This window comes from Algoriphagus sp. 10J20-15 (assembly GCF_055809615.1).
On the sequence record NZ_JBVVUG010000004.1, the window covers coordinates 93152 to 111150 of the forward strand.

General features: G+C 41.4%; 15 protein-coding genes and 1 pseudogene. 4 read left to right on the forward strand and 12 right to left on the reverse strand.

From position 1 onward, the window contains the following. Positions 1-52: 52 nt before the first annotated feature. Both AC0L6R_RS02105 and AC0L6R_RS02110 read left to right on the forward strand, forming a co-directional pair. On the forward strand, positions 53-1372 hold the full coding sequence (locus AC0L6R_RS02105; protein WP_473269737.1) for a sulfatase family protein: 1320 nt from the start codon (positions 53-55) through the stop codon (positions 1370-1372). A 40-nt stretch (positions 1373-1412) separates the two neighbouring features. Continuing rightward, a complete protein-coding gene (locus tag AC0L6R_RS02110; protein WP_473269738.1) occupies positions 1413-2315 on the forward strand; it encodes a serine hydrolase in 903 nt (300 codons plus the stop codon). Positions 2316-2436: 121 nt separating this feature from the next. Here AC0L6R_RS02110 and AC0L6R_RS02115 read toward each other — a convergent pair whose 3' ends face one another. The 6 genes from AC0L6R_RS02115 to AC0L6R_RS02140 all read right to left on the reverse strand — a co-directional run bounded on the left by AC0L6R_RS02115 (position 2437) and on the right by AC0L6R_RS02140 (position 10522). Then, on the reverse strand, positions 2437-3585 hold the full coding sequence (locus AC0L6R_RS02115) for an aldose epimerase family protein (protein WP_473269739.1): 1149 nt from the start codon (positions 3583-3585) through the stop codon (positions 2437-2439). Positions 3586-3590: 5 nt separating this feature from the next. Then, positions 3591-5435, reverse strand: a complete 1845-nt coding sequence (locus AC0L6R_RS02120; RefSeq protein WP_473269740.1) for a glycoside hydrolase family 2 protein — start codon at positions 5433-5435, stop codon at positions 3591-3593. Positions 5436-5530: 95 nt separating this feature from the next. Beyond that, positions 5531-7075, reverse strand: a complete 1545-nt coding sequence (locus AC0L6R_RS02125; protein ID WP_473269741.1) for a glycoside hydrolase family 43 protein — start codon at positions 7073-7075, stop codon at positions 5531-5533. Next, the gene (locus AC0L6R_RS02130) at positions 7068-7625 is read right to left on the reverse strand and encodes a hypothetical protein (protein ID WP_473269742.1); all 558 of its coding nucleotides are present in this window, start codon (positions 7623-7625) and stop codon (positions 7068-7070) included. The genes AC0L6R_RS02125 and AC0L6R_RS02130 overlap by 8 nt, the downstream gene beginning before the upstream one ends. Then, the gene (locus AC0L6R_RS02135) at positions 7591-9219 is read right to left on the reverse strand and encodes a beta-L-arabinofuranosidase domain-containing protein (protein WP_473269743.1); all 1629 of its coding nucleotides are present in this window, start codon (positions 9217-9219) and stop codon (positions 7591-7593) included. The genes AC0L6R_RS02130 and AC0L6R_RS02135 overlap by 35 nt, the downstream gene beginning before the upstream one ends. A 259-nt stretch (positions 9220-9478) precedes the next feature. Beyond that, positions 9479-10522, reverse strand: a complete 1044-nt coding sequence (locus AC0L6R_RS02140) for a family 43 glycosylhydrolase (RefSeq protein WP_473269744.1) — start codon at positions 10520-10522, stop codon at positions 9479-9481. Positions 10523-10811: 289 nt separating this feature from the next. Between AC0L6R_RS02140 and AC0L6R_RS02145 the strand changes: the two genes are divergently transcribed. Beyond that, positions 10812-12398: an ABC-F family ATP-binding cassette domain-containing protein gene (locus tag AC0L6R_RS02145; protein ID WP_473269745.1), complete on the forward strand. Its 1587-nt coding sequence runs from the start codon at positions 10812-10814 to the stop codon at positions 12396-12398. 115 nt (positions 12399-12513) lie between these two features. On the opposite strand, the gene AC0L6R_RS02150 is transcribed toward AC0L6R_RS02145, so the two are convergent. Then, complete coding sequence (locus AC0L6R_RS02150; RefSeq protein ID WP_473269746.1) at positions 12514-13905, reverse strand: sulfatase-like hydrolase/transferase; 1392 nt, start codon at positions 13903-13905, stop codon at positions 12514-12516. A gap of 161 nt (positions 13906-14066) precedes the next feature. Between AC0L6R_RS02150 and AC0L6R_RS02155 the strand changes: the two genes are divergently transcribed. Further along, complete coding sequence (locus tag AC0L6R_RS02155; protein ID WP_473269747.1) at positions 14067-14276, forward strand: group II intron maturase-specific domain-containing protein; 210 nt, start codon at positions 14067-14069, stop codon at positions 14274-14276. 326 nt (positions 14277-14602) lie between these two features. Here the strand turns inward: AC0L6R_RS02155 and AC0L6R_RS02160 are convergent. The 5 genes and pseudogenes from AC0L6R_RS02160 to AC0L6R_RS02180 form a co-directional block, all read right to left on the reverse strand. After that, a pseudogene (locus tag AC0L6R_RS02160) lies at positions 14603-14915 on the reverse strand (helix-turn-helix domain-containing protein). Continuing rightward, positions 14912-15151 (reverse strand): type II toxin-antitoxin system RelE/ParE family toxin, encoded by a 240-nt coding sequence (locus AC0L6R_RS02165; RefSeq protein WP_283412533.1) that lies wholly within the window; start codon positions 15149-15151, stop codon positions 14912-14914. The pseudogene AC0L6R_RS02160 and the gene AC0L6R_RS02165 overlap by 4 nt, the downstream one beginning before the upstream one ends. A 326-nt stretch (positions 15152-15477) precedes the next feature. Continuing rightward, complete coding sequence (locus AC0L6R_RS02170) at positions 15478-16077, reverse strand: hypothetical protein (protein ID WP_473269748.1); 600 nt, start codon at positions 16075-16077, stop codon at positions 15478-15480. A gap of 155 nt (positions 16078-16232) precedes the next feature. Further along, a complete protein-coding gene (locus tag AC0L6R_RS02175) occupies positions 16233-16574 on the reverse strand; it encodes a hypothetical protein (protein WP_473269749.1) in 342 nt (113 codons plus the stop codon). 55 nt (positions 16575-16629) lie between these two features. Further along, positions 16630-17943 (reverse strand): tyrosine-type recombinase/integrase, encoded by a 1314-nt coding sequence (locus tag AC0L6R_RS02180; protein WP_473269750.1) that lies wholly within the window; start codon positions 17941-17943, stop codon positions 16630-16632. Positions 17944-17999 lie beyond the last annotated feature (56 nt).

Consider the following 17999-nt stretch of genomic DNA (forward strand, 5'->3'; position numbering starts at 1 on the left):
TCTGGTATTTAGCATAAGCTTTTTTACTTTTAAGATAACTCAAGAGACCATCATGAAAATCAGCTCATTTATACGGATCAGTTTAGTCACTTTTTGTTTTTGCTTTCAGGCAAAGGCGCAACGTTCTCCAAATATCATCCTGATCATGGCTGATGACTTGGGTTTTGAAACATTGGGAATTAATGGATCTGATGATTATTACACGCCCAATCTGGATAGGCTGGCAGCAGAAGGAATGAACTTCACGCAGACCTATTCCATGCCGCTATGTACTCCATCCCGAGTGCAAATCATGACAGGCAAATACAATTTCAGAAATTACATAGGCTTTGGATTGCTGGATCCTCACGAACTTACATTCGCTGATTATTTGAAAGAAGCTGGATATAAAACCTTCATTGCTGGCAAATGGCAGCTTTATGGAAATGAAAATCAGCAAGAGTTGGCAGGCGGAAAAATAGGGTCGCTTCCTGAAGAAGCCGGATTTGACGAGTATTTTTTGTGGCAAATCAAAGAGCTTGGCAGCAGATACAAAGATCCTCTGATTAGCTCAAATTCAGGCACCCAAACCTATACCGGTAAATATGGACCGGATCTTTTTACCGAGCAGGTTAACCTTTTCATGGAGAAAAATAAGGAAGAGCCATTCTTCATCTATTATCCGATGGCGATCACTCATGACCCATTTGTACCAACTCCATCAAATCCAGGTTTTGAAGACTTTGATTCCAAATCCAAAATCAATGACCCGATTTACTTCGGAGAAATGGTGAACTACATGGACAAGTTGGTTGGTTCAATTGTAGCGAAAACCGAAGAGCTCGGCATCCGAGAAAATACTTTGATACTCTTCGTGGGAGATAATGGTACAGATAGAAAAGTAACTAGCTCTCAACTTGGTACTTCCATCAAAGGAGACAAAGGTTATACTACTACTGCTGGCACCCATGTTCCTTTCATTGCAAACTGGAAAGGGAAAATCAAGCCGGAAAGTATAAATGACAACCTGATTGACTTCTCTGACTTTTTGCCTACACTTTTGGAAACCGTTAATTATCAGAACTCAGGTGCTATTCAAACTGATGGATTGAGCTTTTATTCGCAGTTAATTGGGGAAAATTCTCTGAAGCGAGACTGGATTTACTGTTACTATGCACCAAACTGGGGGAAGTTTGAAAATGCTACCTACGTGCAAAATACCGAATGGAAGCTCTATGGAGACGGTAGAATATACTCCATGACAAGTGATCCATTAGAACAAACGCCACTTCAGAAATTGAGTTTGCCGAAGGAAGTGAGAAAGAAGATCTCAACATTCGAAAAGGTAATGGAAGGATATGAAGTGACGAAATTAACCAATTCGAACCCTTAACTTGAGATTTATTTTAATATCTATGAATCTGAAAACCACCATGCGGATAACTCTTACCTTCTTTCTAGCCTTTTGTTTTCTTATTTCCTGTAAAGAGAAAGTATCCAAAAAGGAAGGTCTGAAAACTACCATTCAGGCTCAGCTTGACTCCATTCAAGGCGATGTCGCAGTAGCGTTTTACAATTTGTCAGATCCATCAGATAGTTTGTTGATCAATGCCAGTGAAGAATTTCACGCTGCCAGCACGATGAAAGTACCTGTGATGATTGAGCTGTTTAAACAGCAGCATGCAGGTAAAATCGATTTGAGTGATTCGATTTTGCTTAAGAATGAATTCAGAAGTATAGTTGATAGCAGGTTATACAGTATGGATATCGGAGTAGATAGTGATGATGTGATTTATAGTAAGATCGGAACGACCGTAGCTCTCACAGATTTGATGTATCCCATGATCACCGTAAGCAGTAATTTGGCCACTAATGTCCTGATTGAATTGGTAGGTGCAAAAAATGTAACTGCCACGATGCGTGACTTGGGAGCTGATAAAATTGAGGTGCTAAGAGGAGTGGAGGATACTAAAGCTTACGAGTTAGGATTGAGCAATTCTACTACTGCGAATGATTTGTTGCAGATTATGAAAGCAATCGCTCAACATACGGCTGGGACTAAGGAGGATTGTGAAAAGATGATCGCGATAATGAAAGATCAGCAATTCAACGAAATCATTCCTTTTTACCTACCGAAAACAGTGAGCGTTGCTCATAAAACAGGATCAATAACTGGCGTTCATCATGATGCCGGAATTGTCTATTTACCAGATGGAAGATCGTATGTGCTTGTGCTTCTTTCGAAAAATTTACAGGATTTTAATGCCGGAACTGAGCAGTTGGCGGGGATTTCTAAAACTGTATTTGAATATGTGGTTAAAAATGGAAATAATTAGCTTTGTCTGCATAAGTCAGGACTAGGCATACGATATCTCAGCTGTGTGCTTTCTTTGTGTCCTTAGCGGTTTAAAAAAAACTAAAAAAGCCATCCCCATTTCTGAGGATGGCTTTCTGCTTTTATTTCGTTCCAAACTTATAGATACAAGTTTGTTCATATTTTTCTCCCGGTTTCAAGATCGTTGACGGGAAATTCGGTTGGTTCGGAGAATCAGGATAATGCTGGGTTTCCAAGCAGAATGCAGATCTCAGTTCATAGACTTTTCCTCCTTTTCCTGTGACTGAGCCATCTAGGAAATTACCGCTGTAGAATTGGATCGCTGGCTCGGTAGTCCAAACTTCCATTTCTATACCTGTTTGAGGCGAAGAAATTACTGCCGCTTGAGACAAGTCATTTCCAGTTTTGTCCAGCACCCAGTTGTGGTCATATCCACCGCCGAATTTCAATTGCTGATTTTCTTGGTTTATTCTTTCGCCAATTGTGGTTGGATCAGTAAAATCAAAAGGTGTTTCTTTCACGGATGCCACTTCACCAGTTGGAATTAGCACCTCATTCACCGGTGTGTATTCACTCGCATTCAGTTGAAGTGTATGATCCAGCACATTTCCATTTCCTGCACCATTAAGGTTGAAAAAGGAATGGTGAGTCAAATTCACGGGAGTGGCTTTATCAGTTTCCGCTTCATATGTGACTTTGAATTCATTGTCATCTGTCAGCGTGTAGATCATTTTCACTTTCAGCTCTCCAGGGAAGCCTTCTTCTCCATCTGGTGAAGTGTAGCTGAAGATCAAGCCATTTTCTCCGGATTTCTCCACATCCCAAATGACATAATCCATTCCGCCTGGACCGCCGTGAAGTGTTTGTCCATTATTATTCTGAGGCAAAGTGTACTCTACTCCGTCCAGCGTGAATTTTCCATTTGCAATTCTATTGCCGTAGCGACCAATCGCAGCACCGAAGTATTTCTCACCACTCTCCAGATATTCATCTAACGTCTCAAATCCTAGAACTACGTCTACCAGATTTCCATCCTTATCAGGAACCCAAAGATTGGTAACCCGTGCACCAAAGTTGGTGACTTTCATTTTCATGCCATTGGCATTCTTGATCTCGTATGTTTCCACTTTTTTATTTTGAAAAGTTGTGCCGAAAACCTGCTCTTCTACAGTGTCCTCGACTTTAATTTCTTCTTTTGGTTTGCTATCGCAGCTGTAAAGTAAAATACCCAGCGCGGTAGCGCCAAGTACTTTATTGAAATGATTCTTCATTTTGCTCACTTTTTATATAAAGGTGAATGTATGCTTTTCATCTTAGAAACATCGAATTTGATGACCTTTCTATCGTAAGTCATCAGTCCATTAGTCTCCACTTCCACATCGGTAGTCTGGGTATACACTGCTGCCGAAAGACCTGCTTCTATCAATTCCCCTAATCTAGTCATCAGCCCTGCATAGCGATCGTAAAGCTCATCTTGATTTTTGAAACTCTGATAGCCCCAATTGTCTTTCTGCTGCCAAACGTGCCCATCCACTGGAAGTCCCAATCCACCAAACTCTCCAAGCACCAAGATATTATCTTTTCCATAAATCCCCGGTGCTGGCATTTTTGCATCTGGATAATTGTGCAAATCGATGATGTCTCCGGCTATCTTCGTCCCTTCCATTTCAAAGTTTCCACCACTTGCACTATTCACCAACCGTGAAGGATCATGGTTTTTTGTCCACTCAGAGATTTCTTTGGTTTTGAACTGACCCCAAGCTTCATTGAAAGGTACCCAAACCACAATCGAAGGGAAATTATAGAAATCATCCATGATCTCTTTCCATTCTTCCCTGAAAATCGCCTCAGACTCTGGCGTTCTGTCACGGTCTGTTCCGCTTCCCAACACGGCAAGCTTCATCTCCCAACCATTTCCCATGTCTCCGCTAGGCATATCCTGCCACACCAGCATTCCCATTTTGTCACAGGCATGATACCAAGTTGCAGGCTCCACTTTCACGTGTTTTCTGATCATATTGAAGCCCATATCCTGAGTCTTTTGAATGTCAAAAACCATCGCTTCATGACTTGGCGCTGTGTACAATCCGTCAGGAAACCAGCCTTGATCAAGCGGTCCATATTGGAATAAAAACTCACCATTCAGCATCATTCGCTGAATTCCGTTTTCATCGGGAGCCATGCTGATTTCTCTCAAAGCCGCATAGCTTCCAACTGCATCAATTACTTTTTTCCCATCTACTAGTTCTACTTTCAAATCATAGAGAACTGGATTTCCAGGCGCCCAAAGCTGCGCATCCTTGATAGCCAACTTAGCCGTTTGGGTAGGAGAAATGGTTTGCTCAGCGAGCATTGTTCCATCTTTCCAAGCAGATACTTTGACTTGCTGGCCAGCGGCTGCTCCTGAAATTTCCGGAGTTACCATTATCTGACTGCTTTTAATATCCGATGCATTTCTCAAGCCAGATATATAGGCTGCAGGTACAGTTTCTAACCATACAGTTTGCCAGATGCCAGTCACAGGAGTGTACCAGATCCCATGAGGATTATTGATCTGCTTACCACGTGGCTGAGGTCCGTCATCACTTGGATCCCATACGCGAACTTGCAAATTCTGTGTTTTACCAGATTTCAAATGCTCTGTGATATCGAAATCAAAAGGATCATATCCACCCTTGTGAATTCCAATACTTTGGCCATTGACAAATACTTCCGTCTCCCAATCTGATGCTCCGAAGTGCAATAAAACCTTGTCTTTGCTTGATTTCTTTGGAGTGGTAAAAGTGGTGTTGTACCAAAGTTCATTGTCCTTGCCTACAGTTTTCCCAACTCCAGAAAGGGCTGATTCCACAGCGAATGGCACGAGGATTTCCCCGTCGAAACTTGTTGGAGCTGACTGACCTTTTGGTTTGATAGCATAGTCCCAAAGCCCGTTTAGATTCACCCAATTTTCGCGGGTCATTTGAGGGCGTGGGTATACCTGATGGACATTTTCTGGGGTGACCTCAGATGCCCACTCAGTCATTATTTTTCCTTCGACAGGCTTGTATTGACTAGTTTGTGCTGTCGCAATTTGCAGGGCAAAAAGCAGGCAAGCGCCAATTAAGAGGGTATTTTTCATATATATAGGTTTATCAGTTTCTAATTATGGGGTAAAATCTATTCGTTTAGTTTATGGTACTTTGTACTTTGTACATGATACTTTTTACAACTATTTCAATAAATCTTCACTTCCTTGAAATGGGCATAAGAATCTGTTGGTCCTTTGGCTACTAATCCAAGGCGGAATCCCATGCCCCAAGGCACAAGATGCTTCACGTCTTGTGTCTCGCCAATTTGAATTGCTTTTCCATCCACAAGGGCCGAAGTAGTCATTTTGTAGCCATCTTCCATGCTTAAAACTAATTTGACTTCTTTGCTGTCTGGAATCGCCAGTTTGGCAATTTCTCTAGTCTTCTGGTTGATCGTTTCCCAAAGGATCAGCTGGTTTCCCTTTACAGAAATGCCCATTCCTGCAGGAGGAGCACCGAAGCCATTATTAGCACCACCAATTACCGCTAATCCGGCTGCAGCATTCCCGTCAGGAATCACTGTTGCTTCGTATTGATAATCCAGAGATTTTGTGCCTTGAACCAATAGAGTTCCCAGCGTTTCATTTTCCTCAGAAGCCTGTAGTCTCAGACCTTTTTTACCGGTTTCATACTGAATATCCTGAGTAACACGCCATTGCCAAACTGGATCCAGTCGCTTTTTAAAATCGTCATTAAATTCCAAGGAAGCTTTGCTACGCTCGTATTTTTCATCGTTTGCGAAAACTGGCCATTCATCAGCTGTCCATTCTACTTTTTGCAAAACTCCTTGCCGACCTACATAAACAGACCCCTCCTGATTATAAGCATGGTTTAATAACCAAAGCTCTCCATCTTTCTCGACTACGGTTCCGTGTCCAGGGCATTTCCAGTTCTCATTATCCTTGATGACTGGATTCATATCGTATTTTTCCCATGGTCCCAGAAGTGTTTTACTTCGTGCTACGCCAGTTACATAGTCACAGGAGATTTCGCAGCAACCACGAGCAGAATAAGTCGCATAGAAATAGCCGTTCTTTCTGAAAATGGCAATGCCTTCTACCAAACCACCTTCCCAATCCTGATCATTGTGGAAAAGCTCATGCTTCTCACCGATCAGTTTGGTGCGTTCCCCGTTCACTTCCTGAGCCCATATTGGAGTTTTTTGGCCTTTGCTATTTCCATCTTCCTTCCAAAGGACATAGAGTTTCCCATTTTCATCCCGCGTTTCAAAAGCATCGATAGATCCATATTCCTGAGCGACAAGTGGGCCATGATCTTTAAATTTTCCTTCCGGCGAATCTGCGCTAGCTACTGCGACGGAAAGCCTATTGCTTTCTTTATCTCGGGCAGTATAGTAAGCGTAGATTTTATTTTGCTCCTCATCATACGAAAGCTCGGGAGCCCAGAAGTTATTCTTTGCCCAATCTGGAGCTCCATCTGGAAAAACATAGTTTACCAGCTCCCAATTCACCAAATCATCGGATTTGAAGATTGGAAAAAGTGGCGCCCACTCGTTAGATGTAGCAGAAGCGTAATAGTATTTGTCAACCTTCACCACTGTTGGATCTGGGCGATCGCCTGCCAACACAGGGTTAAAAAAGGATTGTGTTTGAGCTAATCCGATATTGGAAAATCCAATAATTAGGAAAAGTAGTGCGATAATTTTAGATGAGGGTATCAGCCTATTCATTGATTTTTGGGTTATTTTTTAATTGAGGAAATGCGGTAATTCTTAATCTCGCTGCACCCATTGGAACTAGTGTTACATCTACTATGGGCTGATCGGAAATCTTTGGAAGATCCTTCAATTCTCCCACAAGGCCATATTGATCTAATTGCCATTCGGGAATCTGACGGGCTTTTGCTACGATTTTAATTGGAACTTCCTCCAGAGAGAATGGGAAATCAGATTTTGGCCAATGTCCTTCCATTACTTCGAAAGAGGATACAGGATCATTCTCGTCCACTACCAAACTGTAGTTCCAATCCGTTACCGGATGAATTTCCCAAGACGGCCACTTCTTCGTGTCCGCGCCTTTCTGCCACTTGGAATCCCATTGGGCCGTTTCCTCACTGTCTTTTTTGAAATACTTCTCTCTGATTTTTAATGAATAGGTCAAAGGACCTCTGCTTACGCTCAGACTATTGCTGTTTTTCTCCCAAGTTTTGGTTTCGATTTCCATTGGAAGCGAAAGCGAAATTTGATCACCGTTGAGTCCAAGTTCGGCTGATTTTAGCATAGCCGATTCCGGAAATATTTTCTTTCACTACTTCTCCATTGATGGAAATGGAAGCTCCTTTTGCCCATGCAGGAATACGTAAATAAAGAGGGAAGTCTACTGCTTTTGCTGTGCTCAGCGCAAACTTGATTTCCTCTTCGAATGGGTAATGCGTTGTTTCTTCGATGTTTACAATTGTTCCATCTCCAACTTTCACTTCCACTTTGCTAGCTCCATACATTGCCGCTACGACACCATTATCAGGAGTGGCCATCCATAGATTTTCTATAAAATAGGGCCAGCCTTGCGCATGATTATGCTGGCAGCAACGAGAACTGAAAGGATTCATCATCAGGAATGGGCCAGAGTTAGCAATTCCTGGTGAATGATTCTCAGCATCCAGCAAAACCATATTTGGTGAAGTGATGTAATGCAAGGCCTTGAAGTCAGGCATCACAGCTGCCGGATATGTGTTAAACGCAACTTCTTCTGCATGATCTGCCCAGAAGGGATCTCCAGTTATTCTTAGTAAATGCTCATCGGAATTCATCTGCTCCACCATTCCACAGGTTTCTACGCCTTGACGCGGATCCGCATATCCCGGTCTTGCATTTTCATCAGAGCCAAACATGCCGCCAGGAACCTGACCGAAATGCTCACGGATGATGTTGAAATTTTCATAAGTGGCCTGAAGGTCTTTCTCGTTCTTGGTCAGTAGATAATATTGAGCTGGTTCGCGGAATGCCTGCGCATGGTTTACATTGTGCCAATCGACTTGATCGCGATACCAATCAGGAACTTCGCCTCCATCACGCACCTCATAATAATTTTTCACCTGTTCTAAAGGCAGATCCCTACCTCCCCAATCGGAAGTCTTCTGGTGGATTTTTTCAGCTAGTTCTAATAAAAAATCGTCTCTTGTGCGGTTGTAAAGCCAAATCACGCTGTGAAGATTATCTCCCCCACGTAATCTTTGCCAATATCCTTCGAGGAATTCCTTATCAGGAACTGTCAGTTCATATTTGAAATAATTGGTCATGAGCGTGATCACGCGCTCATCCTGTGAATGCTCGTAGTACGATTGTAGACAGTAAAGCATGATCATCTTCGCCCAGAAATCCGGATGATCTCCATCCATAAGTTTGGGTCCAAAATCACCATTTTCCCGCTGACTGGTAAGCACAGATTCCAGCCAGATCATGGATTCATCGATCATGGCTTGGTCCTCCATGATGTAGCCGATGTTGGCGTATCCTTTCAGCCAATAGGGCACTTCTTCCCAGCCCCATTCTCCACTGCCATCTTTAGAGAGCCAGGCGTTATTTTCTTTTTGAAGCCAAGCGGAAATTTCTCCTAGGTTACCAGTAAGGCCATTTTTCTGGCGAATGAGGTATTCTTTTAAAAATCCCTCTGGCTTCACAGCACCTACGGGAAGCTTAATCAGCGCACTGGGCGCCAAAGGCGCCCGGTTGCTGATGTAAAATTGATTTGTGTTTTCTGTGGGGATTCGGTCGACGATTGTGACCGAGTTATTGGATCTTATTCCAGAGGTACAAGAAATCAGTGCTGCACAGAAAATAAGTGCAAGCGTTGATTTAAAGCGGTTTTTTAACATTTTTAGCAGGTTTTGGGACAATAAATGTTCCCGAAAGTGCAACGCCTTGCTTCAAACTAGGTTTGATCTTAGTTGTGTTTCTAGTGTAGGTCTTTTTCATAATAGGTTTGGGTTTTTGTTATTAAAAATAGATTTGACTCTAGCTAGCAAGGTAGTAATCAAAATCTAAAAAGCACTTTATTTTTGAGGGCAATATCTAAAAGTCTATAATTCCTATAGGAAATTATACTCCCTCATACCTAGGAGACTATAAAAAACTCTACTTCCAAACTGGTGCTTTTTGTGAGGTGATGCTTGGTTCAAAATTTTTAATAGTGGGCCATCCTTCTTTCCAGCTAATCTTGTCCAATAGCAAAGTTCTTCTGTTAGTCCCATTATTGAGTTTTGGTTTTTGCTTGGCCATCCCATGATACAGTAGCCAATCCTGACCTTCTGCGTCTGTGATGATTTCAGCATTGTGTCCTGGGCCGGCATAGCCAATTCCGCTTGTATTTGGACCTACCACCAATGTTCCAGAGTCAGCATCTAGCATACTATTACCCTGCTGATCAAAATAAGGTCCTTCCAGATTCTCAGATCGTCCCACAAGAACTTTGTACGTGCTATTTGCTCCTTCGCAGCAAGTCCCAGCAGAACCAAAAAGATAGTAAAATCCATTTTTCTCATAGATATAGGCTGCTTCCAGATGATTACCTGCAAGTTGGATTTTTTGTCCGTGAGGCTTTTTGCCATCAGCAGTCAATTCAGTCATGTACAAACCATGGAAACTTCCCCAGGCTAGGTATTTCTTCCCGCCTTGTTCTATATAAAAAGGGTCAATTGAATTAGCGACACCAATTTCCTTTGAGTCAAAAACTTTCCCTTCATCTACAAATGGACCTTCCGGCCTTTCAGCTATTGCCAATCCCACACCTGGGTTTGGATCTCCCCAAGTGGAAAAGGAATAGTACATGTAAAACTGCTCCCCGACTTGTGTGACGTCCGGTGCCCAAATGCCTCCTCTTTCTTTCCATTCAGGCTTTTTGTCCATAGAGTTGCCTAGCAATTCCCAGTTTATCAGGTCTTTCGACTTGATCACAGGAACCAAGTAATAGCCTCCCTCTTCACCCCAATTATCCTCTGTGCCATACGCATAGAATTCCGCGCCAACCTGAATGACTGTTGGGTCTGCAAGCACCGGTTCAAAGACAGGGTTGGCGTATCTGAGCGTGTCATTAGTATGCAATGAATACTCAGCCGCCTCAATTTTAGAAGGATTCTGATATACTGTGAATAGGATGATTAGCAAAGGGACAATGGGCATGACGATTAAATTTGACTCTCCAAGTTATACGAAAATGTTTTCTAGTGAGAAATTCGAAAGGAGAGTTTGGAGATGAAAATCGTCACAGGATTTTTACTTTTAACTCCGTTTGATATGGAGAGAATTCACCTTTAGAAATTCTATCCCCATTTTTACTGTCTATACCTTTCCACTATATTTGCACCTCATTCCCGCACAATCACTATGTGAAATCTAATTTCTTTCTGACTATAAATACAGCAATCCAGCCTCTTGGCAACGCTGTTTGTTTAATCTTCAAAGAGAAATTATGCTCATTTTACAGAACATCACCTATATACATCCCAATAAGGATTTGTTGTTTGAAAACATCAACCTTACCCTTAATCAACACCAAAAAGTTGCCTTAATTGGAAATAACGGTGTGGGAAAATCAACCCTTTTGCGAATCATTGCTCAGGAAATCGCATCCTCAGACGGGCAGTTGATAATAGAATCCCAACCTTATTATATACCTCAGATTTTCGGGCAGTTCAATCATCTCACCATAGCTCAGGCTCTGGGAATTTCCGAAAAACTCACGGCCTTTCATGAAATTCTCGATGGAAAAGCGACTGAAAGCAATTTGCTTTTGCTTGACGACGATTGGACTGTAGAAGAGCGATGTAAAGAAGCGCTGGCGTATTGGCAAATTTCAGAATTTGATCTTTCAGAAAAACTTGAAAACCTCAGTGGGGGGCAAAAAACTAAGGTTTTTCTGGCTGGGATTGCGATTCATAAGCCTGATCTGGTGCTGCTTGATGAGCCGAGCAATCATCTTGACACGGAATCCAGAAATCTGCTCTACAATTATATTTCCTCCACTTCCAATGCCTTATTGCTAGTCAGTCATGATCGGAAACTGCTGAACCTGCTGGATACTGTATGCGAACTCACCCGAAGAGGTATCCACACCTATGGAGGGAATTATGATTTCTACGCTTCGCAAAAACAGCAGGAACTTGCTGCCCTCGACCATGATGTAAAAAGCAAGGAAAAGGCGTTGCGAAAGGCCAAAGAGAAAGAGCGGGAAACAATAGAAAGACAGCAAAAGTTGGATGCCCGAGGCAAGAAAAAGCAGGAGAAAGCTGGAATTGCGACGATCATGATGAACACGCTTCGAAACAACGCAGAAAAGAGTACTTCAAAAATCAAAAATGTCCATACTGAGAAAATTGGAGGGATTTCTCAGGAATTGCAGGAATTGAGAAAAGAGTTGCCGGACATCGATAAAATGAAGTTTGGCTTTGACAATGCTAAGTTACACAGAGGCAAAGTGCTCATTACTGCAGATTACATGAATTTCGCATACCATGCGCAGAACCTGTGGAAAACTAACCTGGATTTTCAGATTACAAGTGGTGAGAGAATTGCCCTGAAGGGACAAAATGGCTCTGGAAAAACTACGTTGATCAAGCTTATATTGGGAGAATTAAATCCTCAGATCGGTAAACTATTCCGAGCTGAAATAAATGCTGTTTACATCGATCAGGATTATTCCTTGATAGACAATAACTTATGTGTTTACGAGCAAGCAGAGCGATATAATTCCTCCGAACTGAAAGAACATGAAGTCAAAATCAGGCTAAATCGGTTTCTTTTCACTAAAGAAGATTGGAGTAAATCCTGTAGCGTGCTTAGTGGAGGAGAACGCATGCGACTCATGCTCTGCTGCCTTACGATCAGCAGTCATGCACCGGATATGATCATTTTGGATGAACCGACCAATAACCTGGACATCCAAAACATCGAAATACTCACCGCTGCCATCAACGAATATCAGGGTACATTGCTCGTGGTTTCCCACGATGAGTCTTTTCTAGAGCAGGTGATGATAGAGTCCTCCATCCAACTTTGAGAGATCTAGCGAAAACTGAGGATATGCTTTGAAGTTACTTCGGTCATCTCTACTCGATCAGTTCCGCTTTGAATCATAGGAAATTTGGTCGCAACCAGCTAGACAGGAATACTGACTACTTATTAAACCGATCAGGATGTAGTTCTGAGTATTTTTTGTCTTCTGACAAACCCATGAAAATTGGATCCATTAAGGACTTTTCCCAGGTTTTGATCATATTTTCCAATGCTTTGACCCGCTCTGCCTGAGTAGCAGCTAAATTTATTTTTTCAGCGATATCCTTTTGGATATCAAAAAGATAAGTTTCATCCTTCTTTAGGATTTGCTTGCTGTCTATTGTCCGGATCGCAAATTTCTGTGTGTCGTAATTTCTCCAATAAAGCTCTTGATGCGGAATTCCATTGTTTTCACCAGTCAGGTAAGGAATCAGATTCACTCCATCCAGTTCGTTTTTAGGAGTCACTTTAGCCAGAGCAACAGCGGTGGAGAATATGTCCAGAGAGATCACAGGATTGTCATACCTGATGCCCTCAGGAATGACACCTTTCCACTGTACCGCAAAAGGAACGCGTACTCCACCTTCAAAGAAATCACCCTTGAAACCGCGTAGAGGAGCATTGTCAGCAGCGTTATGTGCGGTAGGTCCGCCATTATCAGATAAAAAGAAAACCAAGGTATTGTCATCTAGCTCCAATTCTTCCAGTTTATCCAACAAAGCACCAACCCCGTCATCCACCGCACTTACCATGGCAGCATAGGTTCTACGCTTGATGTCTTTGATGTGCAAAAACCGGTTGAGATACTTCTCTGTAGCCTCCATAGGTGCATGTGGTGCATTGTAAGCTAGATACATGAAGAACGGTTCTTTCTGGTGTCTTTCGACGAAATCAACAGCTTCTCGGGACAAGGCATCCGTGAGGTATTCTGTCTCTTCTACCCGCTCGGTATTTCTGAGCAATTTGGTATTATAGGCATCGTATTGGGATTTGGATTGCTCTATATCCTGCAAGGTAAAGTCCTCAGGAAAGTACCTATGTCCACCGCTGAGAAATCCATAAAATTCATCAAATCCTCTTTTATTTGGCCTTAAAGTCGGGTGAACCCCCATATGCCATTTTCCAAAAGCAACCGTGGCATATCCTGCTTTTTTCATGGCGGCGCCTAGGGTCTCCTCGCTGAGAGGAAGCCCCATCAGTGAATCCTTCGGAGCCATCAACGGGTTTTTTGCGAAGCCAAATTTGTCCTGATATCTGCCAGTAAGCAAGCCCGCTCTGCTAGGCCCACAAACTGCATAAGAAACGTAGCCGGAAGTAAATACTACCCCATTTTTTGCAATTCGATCAATTCCCGGGGTTGGGATTTCTGTGCTGCCGTTGAAGCCCACATCTGCATATCCCTGATCGTCGGTAAGGATGATGATTACATTGGGCTTGTCTGCAGCAGTTCTATCCTGAGCAAATAAATTGGATGAAAAGACAAAAAATAGACTGAGGGCAAAATATCTCATAGGGGTAGATTCAAGCGTTATTTTGAAAATTAGACTAGGGGCGAATTTATTGATTAATGGCAAGTTTGGTGGTTCTATTTGACCAATACGCGATCTTCAGTGATAATTGGGCAAAAGGACTAGAATCTAATTTTTCTAGTTTAAGATTATTCTGATCTTGGATGTACAGAGAGATAGCGTGTAGGGGCTGGATAAACAATTATCGTCTCGCCAGTATCACAGCCAAACTGAAATCACTCGATGAGTGGTTAAGAAACCGTCTCCGATATTGCATCTGGTCCGCCGCGGTGGAGAAAAAGCCTGAGCGAAAACGTAAAAACCTGATCAGATTGGGAGTGGATCAAGACCATTCCTATGCATGGAAGGGCTGAGCGTTAAGAAATTGTCCCTTAGGACATTTTTAGCGAAAGAGCCAGAATGTGGGGAGGCAGAAAAGGAGGCTGGGCTGTGGCTCAAAGTCCAATACTGGTGACGACAATCACACTTTCAAGGCTGAGAAGAAAAGGTTATCTAAGTATGCTGGACTATTGCTCTAAATCAAAGCCTGAGATTCAGTGAACCGCCGTATACTGCCTGTCCCGATACTTCGGGAAGACCCGTATCCCGCACGTGCAGGAGTGGTGTGAGAGGCGCACTCCCGTAAATCGGGACTGGCTGTGGGCTTATGGCTCACGGCCGTCTACTCGATTACCAGCATTTACCCATTTCCATCCGTCGGGTTAAGAAGTTCGACGTTAAAGTCGATTTTGGCATTCAATGCTCGGAATACTTTGATGATGGTTTCAAATGGGGACATCTGTTAGACTGTTCTCTAGTTTGGAAATTTGTGCTTTCTTAACTCCAACTAGTTCACCAAGTTGCTCCTGTGTTAAGTTGCGCTCTTTACGAGCATCCTTGATGGCCTGCCCTAATAAGTCCATTCGGAGTTCATACTCAAACGCATCTCGCTTTGGCGTTCCTTTTTTTCCAACGTGTTTGTCTGTTAGTTCCTCAAGTGAATATGTCTTCATGGCTTTCTTTTTTGCTTGCTCTCAAAATAATTTATTCTCAAACGTTCAGCTTTTTCAATTTCGGAGTTCGGTATTTTTCCAGTTTTCTTGATCAGTCCATGCGTGGAAATGACCACAGTATCTTGGCTGTCAGACTTGTCCCAAAAAGCAAAAAGTCGGAAGTAGGTTTTCTGATACAACGTTCGAAATTCCCAAATTTCACCCTTCAATTTTTTGAAAAGTTCTTTGTCATTTATTTGCCTAGACTTTCAAATATTGAAGAGAATCTTCTCTCTGGATTTTTCATCCACGTCATCTAAAAAGTTAACAGCCTCCTCCATGAACTCTACTCGAAACTTTTCCTTCACCGTTCGTTTTTGAAGTAAAGATATATGTTTCCTAATTAAGAAACAATAGATCGCGCTTTGAAGATCATTGCTGGTAACGACTAAATAAAAACAGTGCGGCTTTCAAATGCGTCAGTGTCCGATAGGACCTGACGAAATGCCGAAAGACGCGAGCTGAAAGTTATAACCGAACCTAGCATTGTGTTTATTTTTTGTTGTAGTGCGTTTTTATTTAGTTAACTAATCCAGTGATCAATCTGCTTTATTTCAATCCATTTTTCATCAACTAATCTAAAGATTTTAGTAAATCCTCCCGCAGAATGTGGTCCTGATAATTGGTAATATTTTATTATTACAGTTTTCTGGTCTTTTGAAATCAGAGGTTTTGAAAAACCTTGAATGCAACCAAACTTAGAATCAAATTCATCCCAATAATTAAGCGGTGTATCCGTATTTATTGAATATTCAACAGCAGTCAATAACGTATCAAAACCAGCCTCTTCAATTAAGTCAAATGTCTTTTTAAAATCCTTTGTTTTTAATCTAAATTTCTCTGTATTTCTTCTTTGTCCTATCAAATATTCAATCTCATCGCTGTCGAACAAATCCGAGACTGAACCTGCAAATGTTGAATCCGAATCGTAATTAACAGATGGCGCTGCGAATCTATTGGTAAATCCATCAATCATTTTACATCGCGAATCAAATAACTCGCTATTGTCACTTATGATTGAAAACAAAATATCGTTAACCAATTTTTCCTCAACGTTTATTTCCTCTTTTTTGCAGGAGCCGAGTAAAAGAGAAAGAAACAAAATATTCAAAAGAATCTTCATTGGTCGTGGAATTAAATGCACTACAACGATTAAATAAAATTTCGAGCGGGAAGACGAAGCGAAGCGCAGTCAATCGTGACGAAATTTGAATGAGAAAGATAAACATGATTAATCCACAAACCCCGCTTGAATTTTATTTCTTGTTGTAGAGCGTTTTATTTTATGATTTCGTCTAAAAATCCTTCATTATAGAAATTGCCATTCCCAAATATAGATTGAGCTTTGTTAAGAATTTCCTCAACGCTTTTTAATTCAGTTATATCCTTTCCATAAAGGTCATCTGGTGCAACATAAGAATAGTTGTAAATGCTTTCAATTCCTTCGTCAGAGTCATTAAACACTTCGTGATAAACAAGAATGAATGATTCCTTTTCAGGTCTTATTTCAATCCATTTCAGTATTTCGTGTTCACCACTTTTGCCAGTTCCTAAAAACTGTTCAACACTTTTTCCTCTATTGAGTTGAGCTTTGATTTGAAAGATGTCCAAGTTTTTCATGTGGTTATAAATGCTCTACAACGAGTCGCTATACGCAACTAGTTTCGTATATATTTTATATATCCAATTTGTCTAATGGAGAGATGATCTGGCTAAATCCCTTGGTTGTAATATGGGTGTAGACTTCCGTCGCTTTGGAATTGCTGTGTCCTAGAAGACTCTGTATGTACCTAAGATCAGTCCCATTTTCCAATAAATGAGTAGCGAAACTATGCCTTAGCGTGTGGACTGTGACATGCTTGGTTATCTTGGTCTTACTTAACGCCTTCTTCAAAATCTGCTGGATACTTCGCGATGTGTATTGAACAGGTTTTTCCTTGGTGCTTCCCGCTCCTTCAAATAACCAATAGTGAGGCCTTTCTTTCTTGAAATATTCTCGTAAAAGCTCCAATAATTTCTTGGACAGGATCGTGTACCTGTCTTTGTTTCCTTTAGCATTTTCTACATAGATCTGCATTCGATCCGAATCTATCGCATTTATGGGAAGGTTGATCAGCTCGCTGATCCTCAATCCTGCCGAGTAAATAGTGCTCAAAATGGCTTTATGTTTGATGTTTTGGATGCCAGATAATATTTGTTTGATTTCTTCTTCACTGCATACTGTAGGAAGCGTCTGTTCCTGCCTTGGACGCTCCACAAAATACAACTTTCTTTTTCCTCCTAATACCTTCTCAAAATAAAATTTGATAGCATTAATCGCCTGATTTTGATATGAGGTAGATACCTTTCTTTCTGTCACTAAAAATCTTGAAAACTCCATCACATGTCTATCATTTAATGAGTCAAGATCTTCTTTTGGAAAATTATTTATAAATTCTTCAAAAAGCGGAACGTAGCTTTTCACAGTGTTTTCGCTATAGCGTAGCTCTTGGAGCTTGTTTAAATAGGTATCTGGGCATGTTTTGTAATAGGCTGCCTCTTTACGTTTCAACTTATTGATCCCTTGTTTCTTGGGAGGTTCTTTTTCAAAAGTAATTTTAAGGCCAAGGCGCTTCGCAACTTGACTTATTTCTCCAAGGAATTGTTCACTATAGGGTATTGTCCACCACTTATTTTTGGTATCCCAGATTGAATAAGGAATGGTTTTTATATGCTTTATTAATTCTGGAACATACGCAAATAGTAGTTTAAGGCGGTTCTTTTGAGTTTGTATTATTAAAATCTCGTCTTTTTCAATTGTGGGTTTTGCCACATGATTTAAATTAATTACCTCATCTTTTTCTATAAGAGTTATTCTATCTCCAAAATAGGCCTTTAACTTTTCTAAGTTGCCTGAATAATGCGGTACTTCCCAAACGAATTGATTTTGATTCCACCTAGCGTAAGTGATTCCTTTGACAAAATGGATGTCAGTGTCATTTTTGGGCATTTTAAGTAAGATCTTCCTACCGAAGACTCGAATTTCTATAGAAGTGATCATAAGCG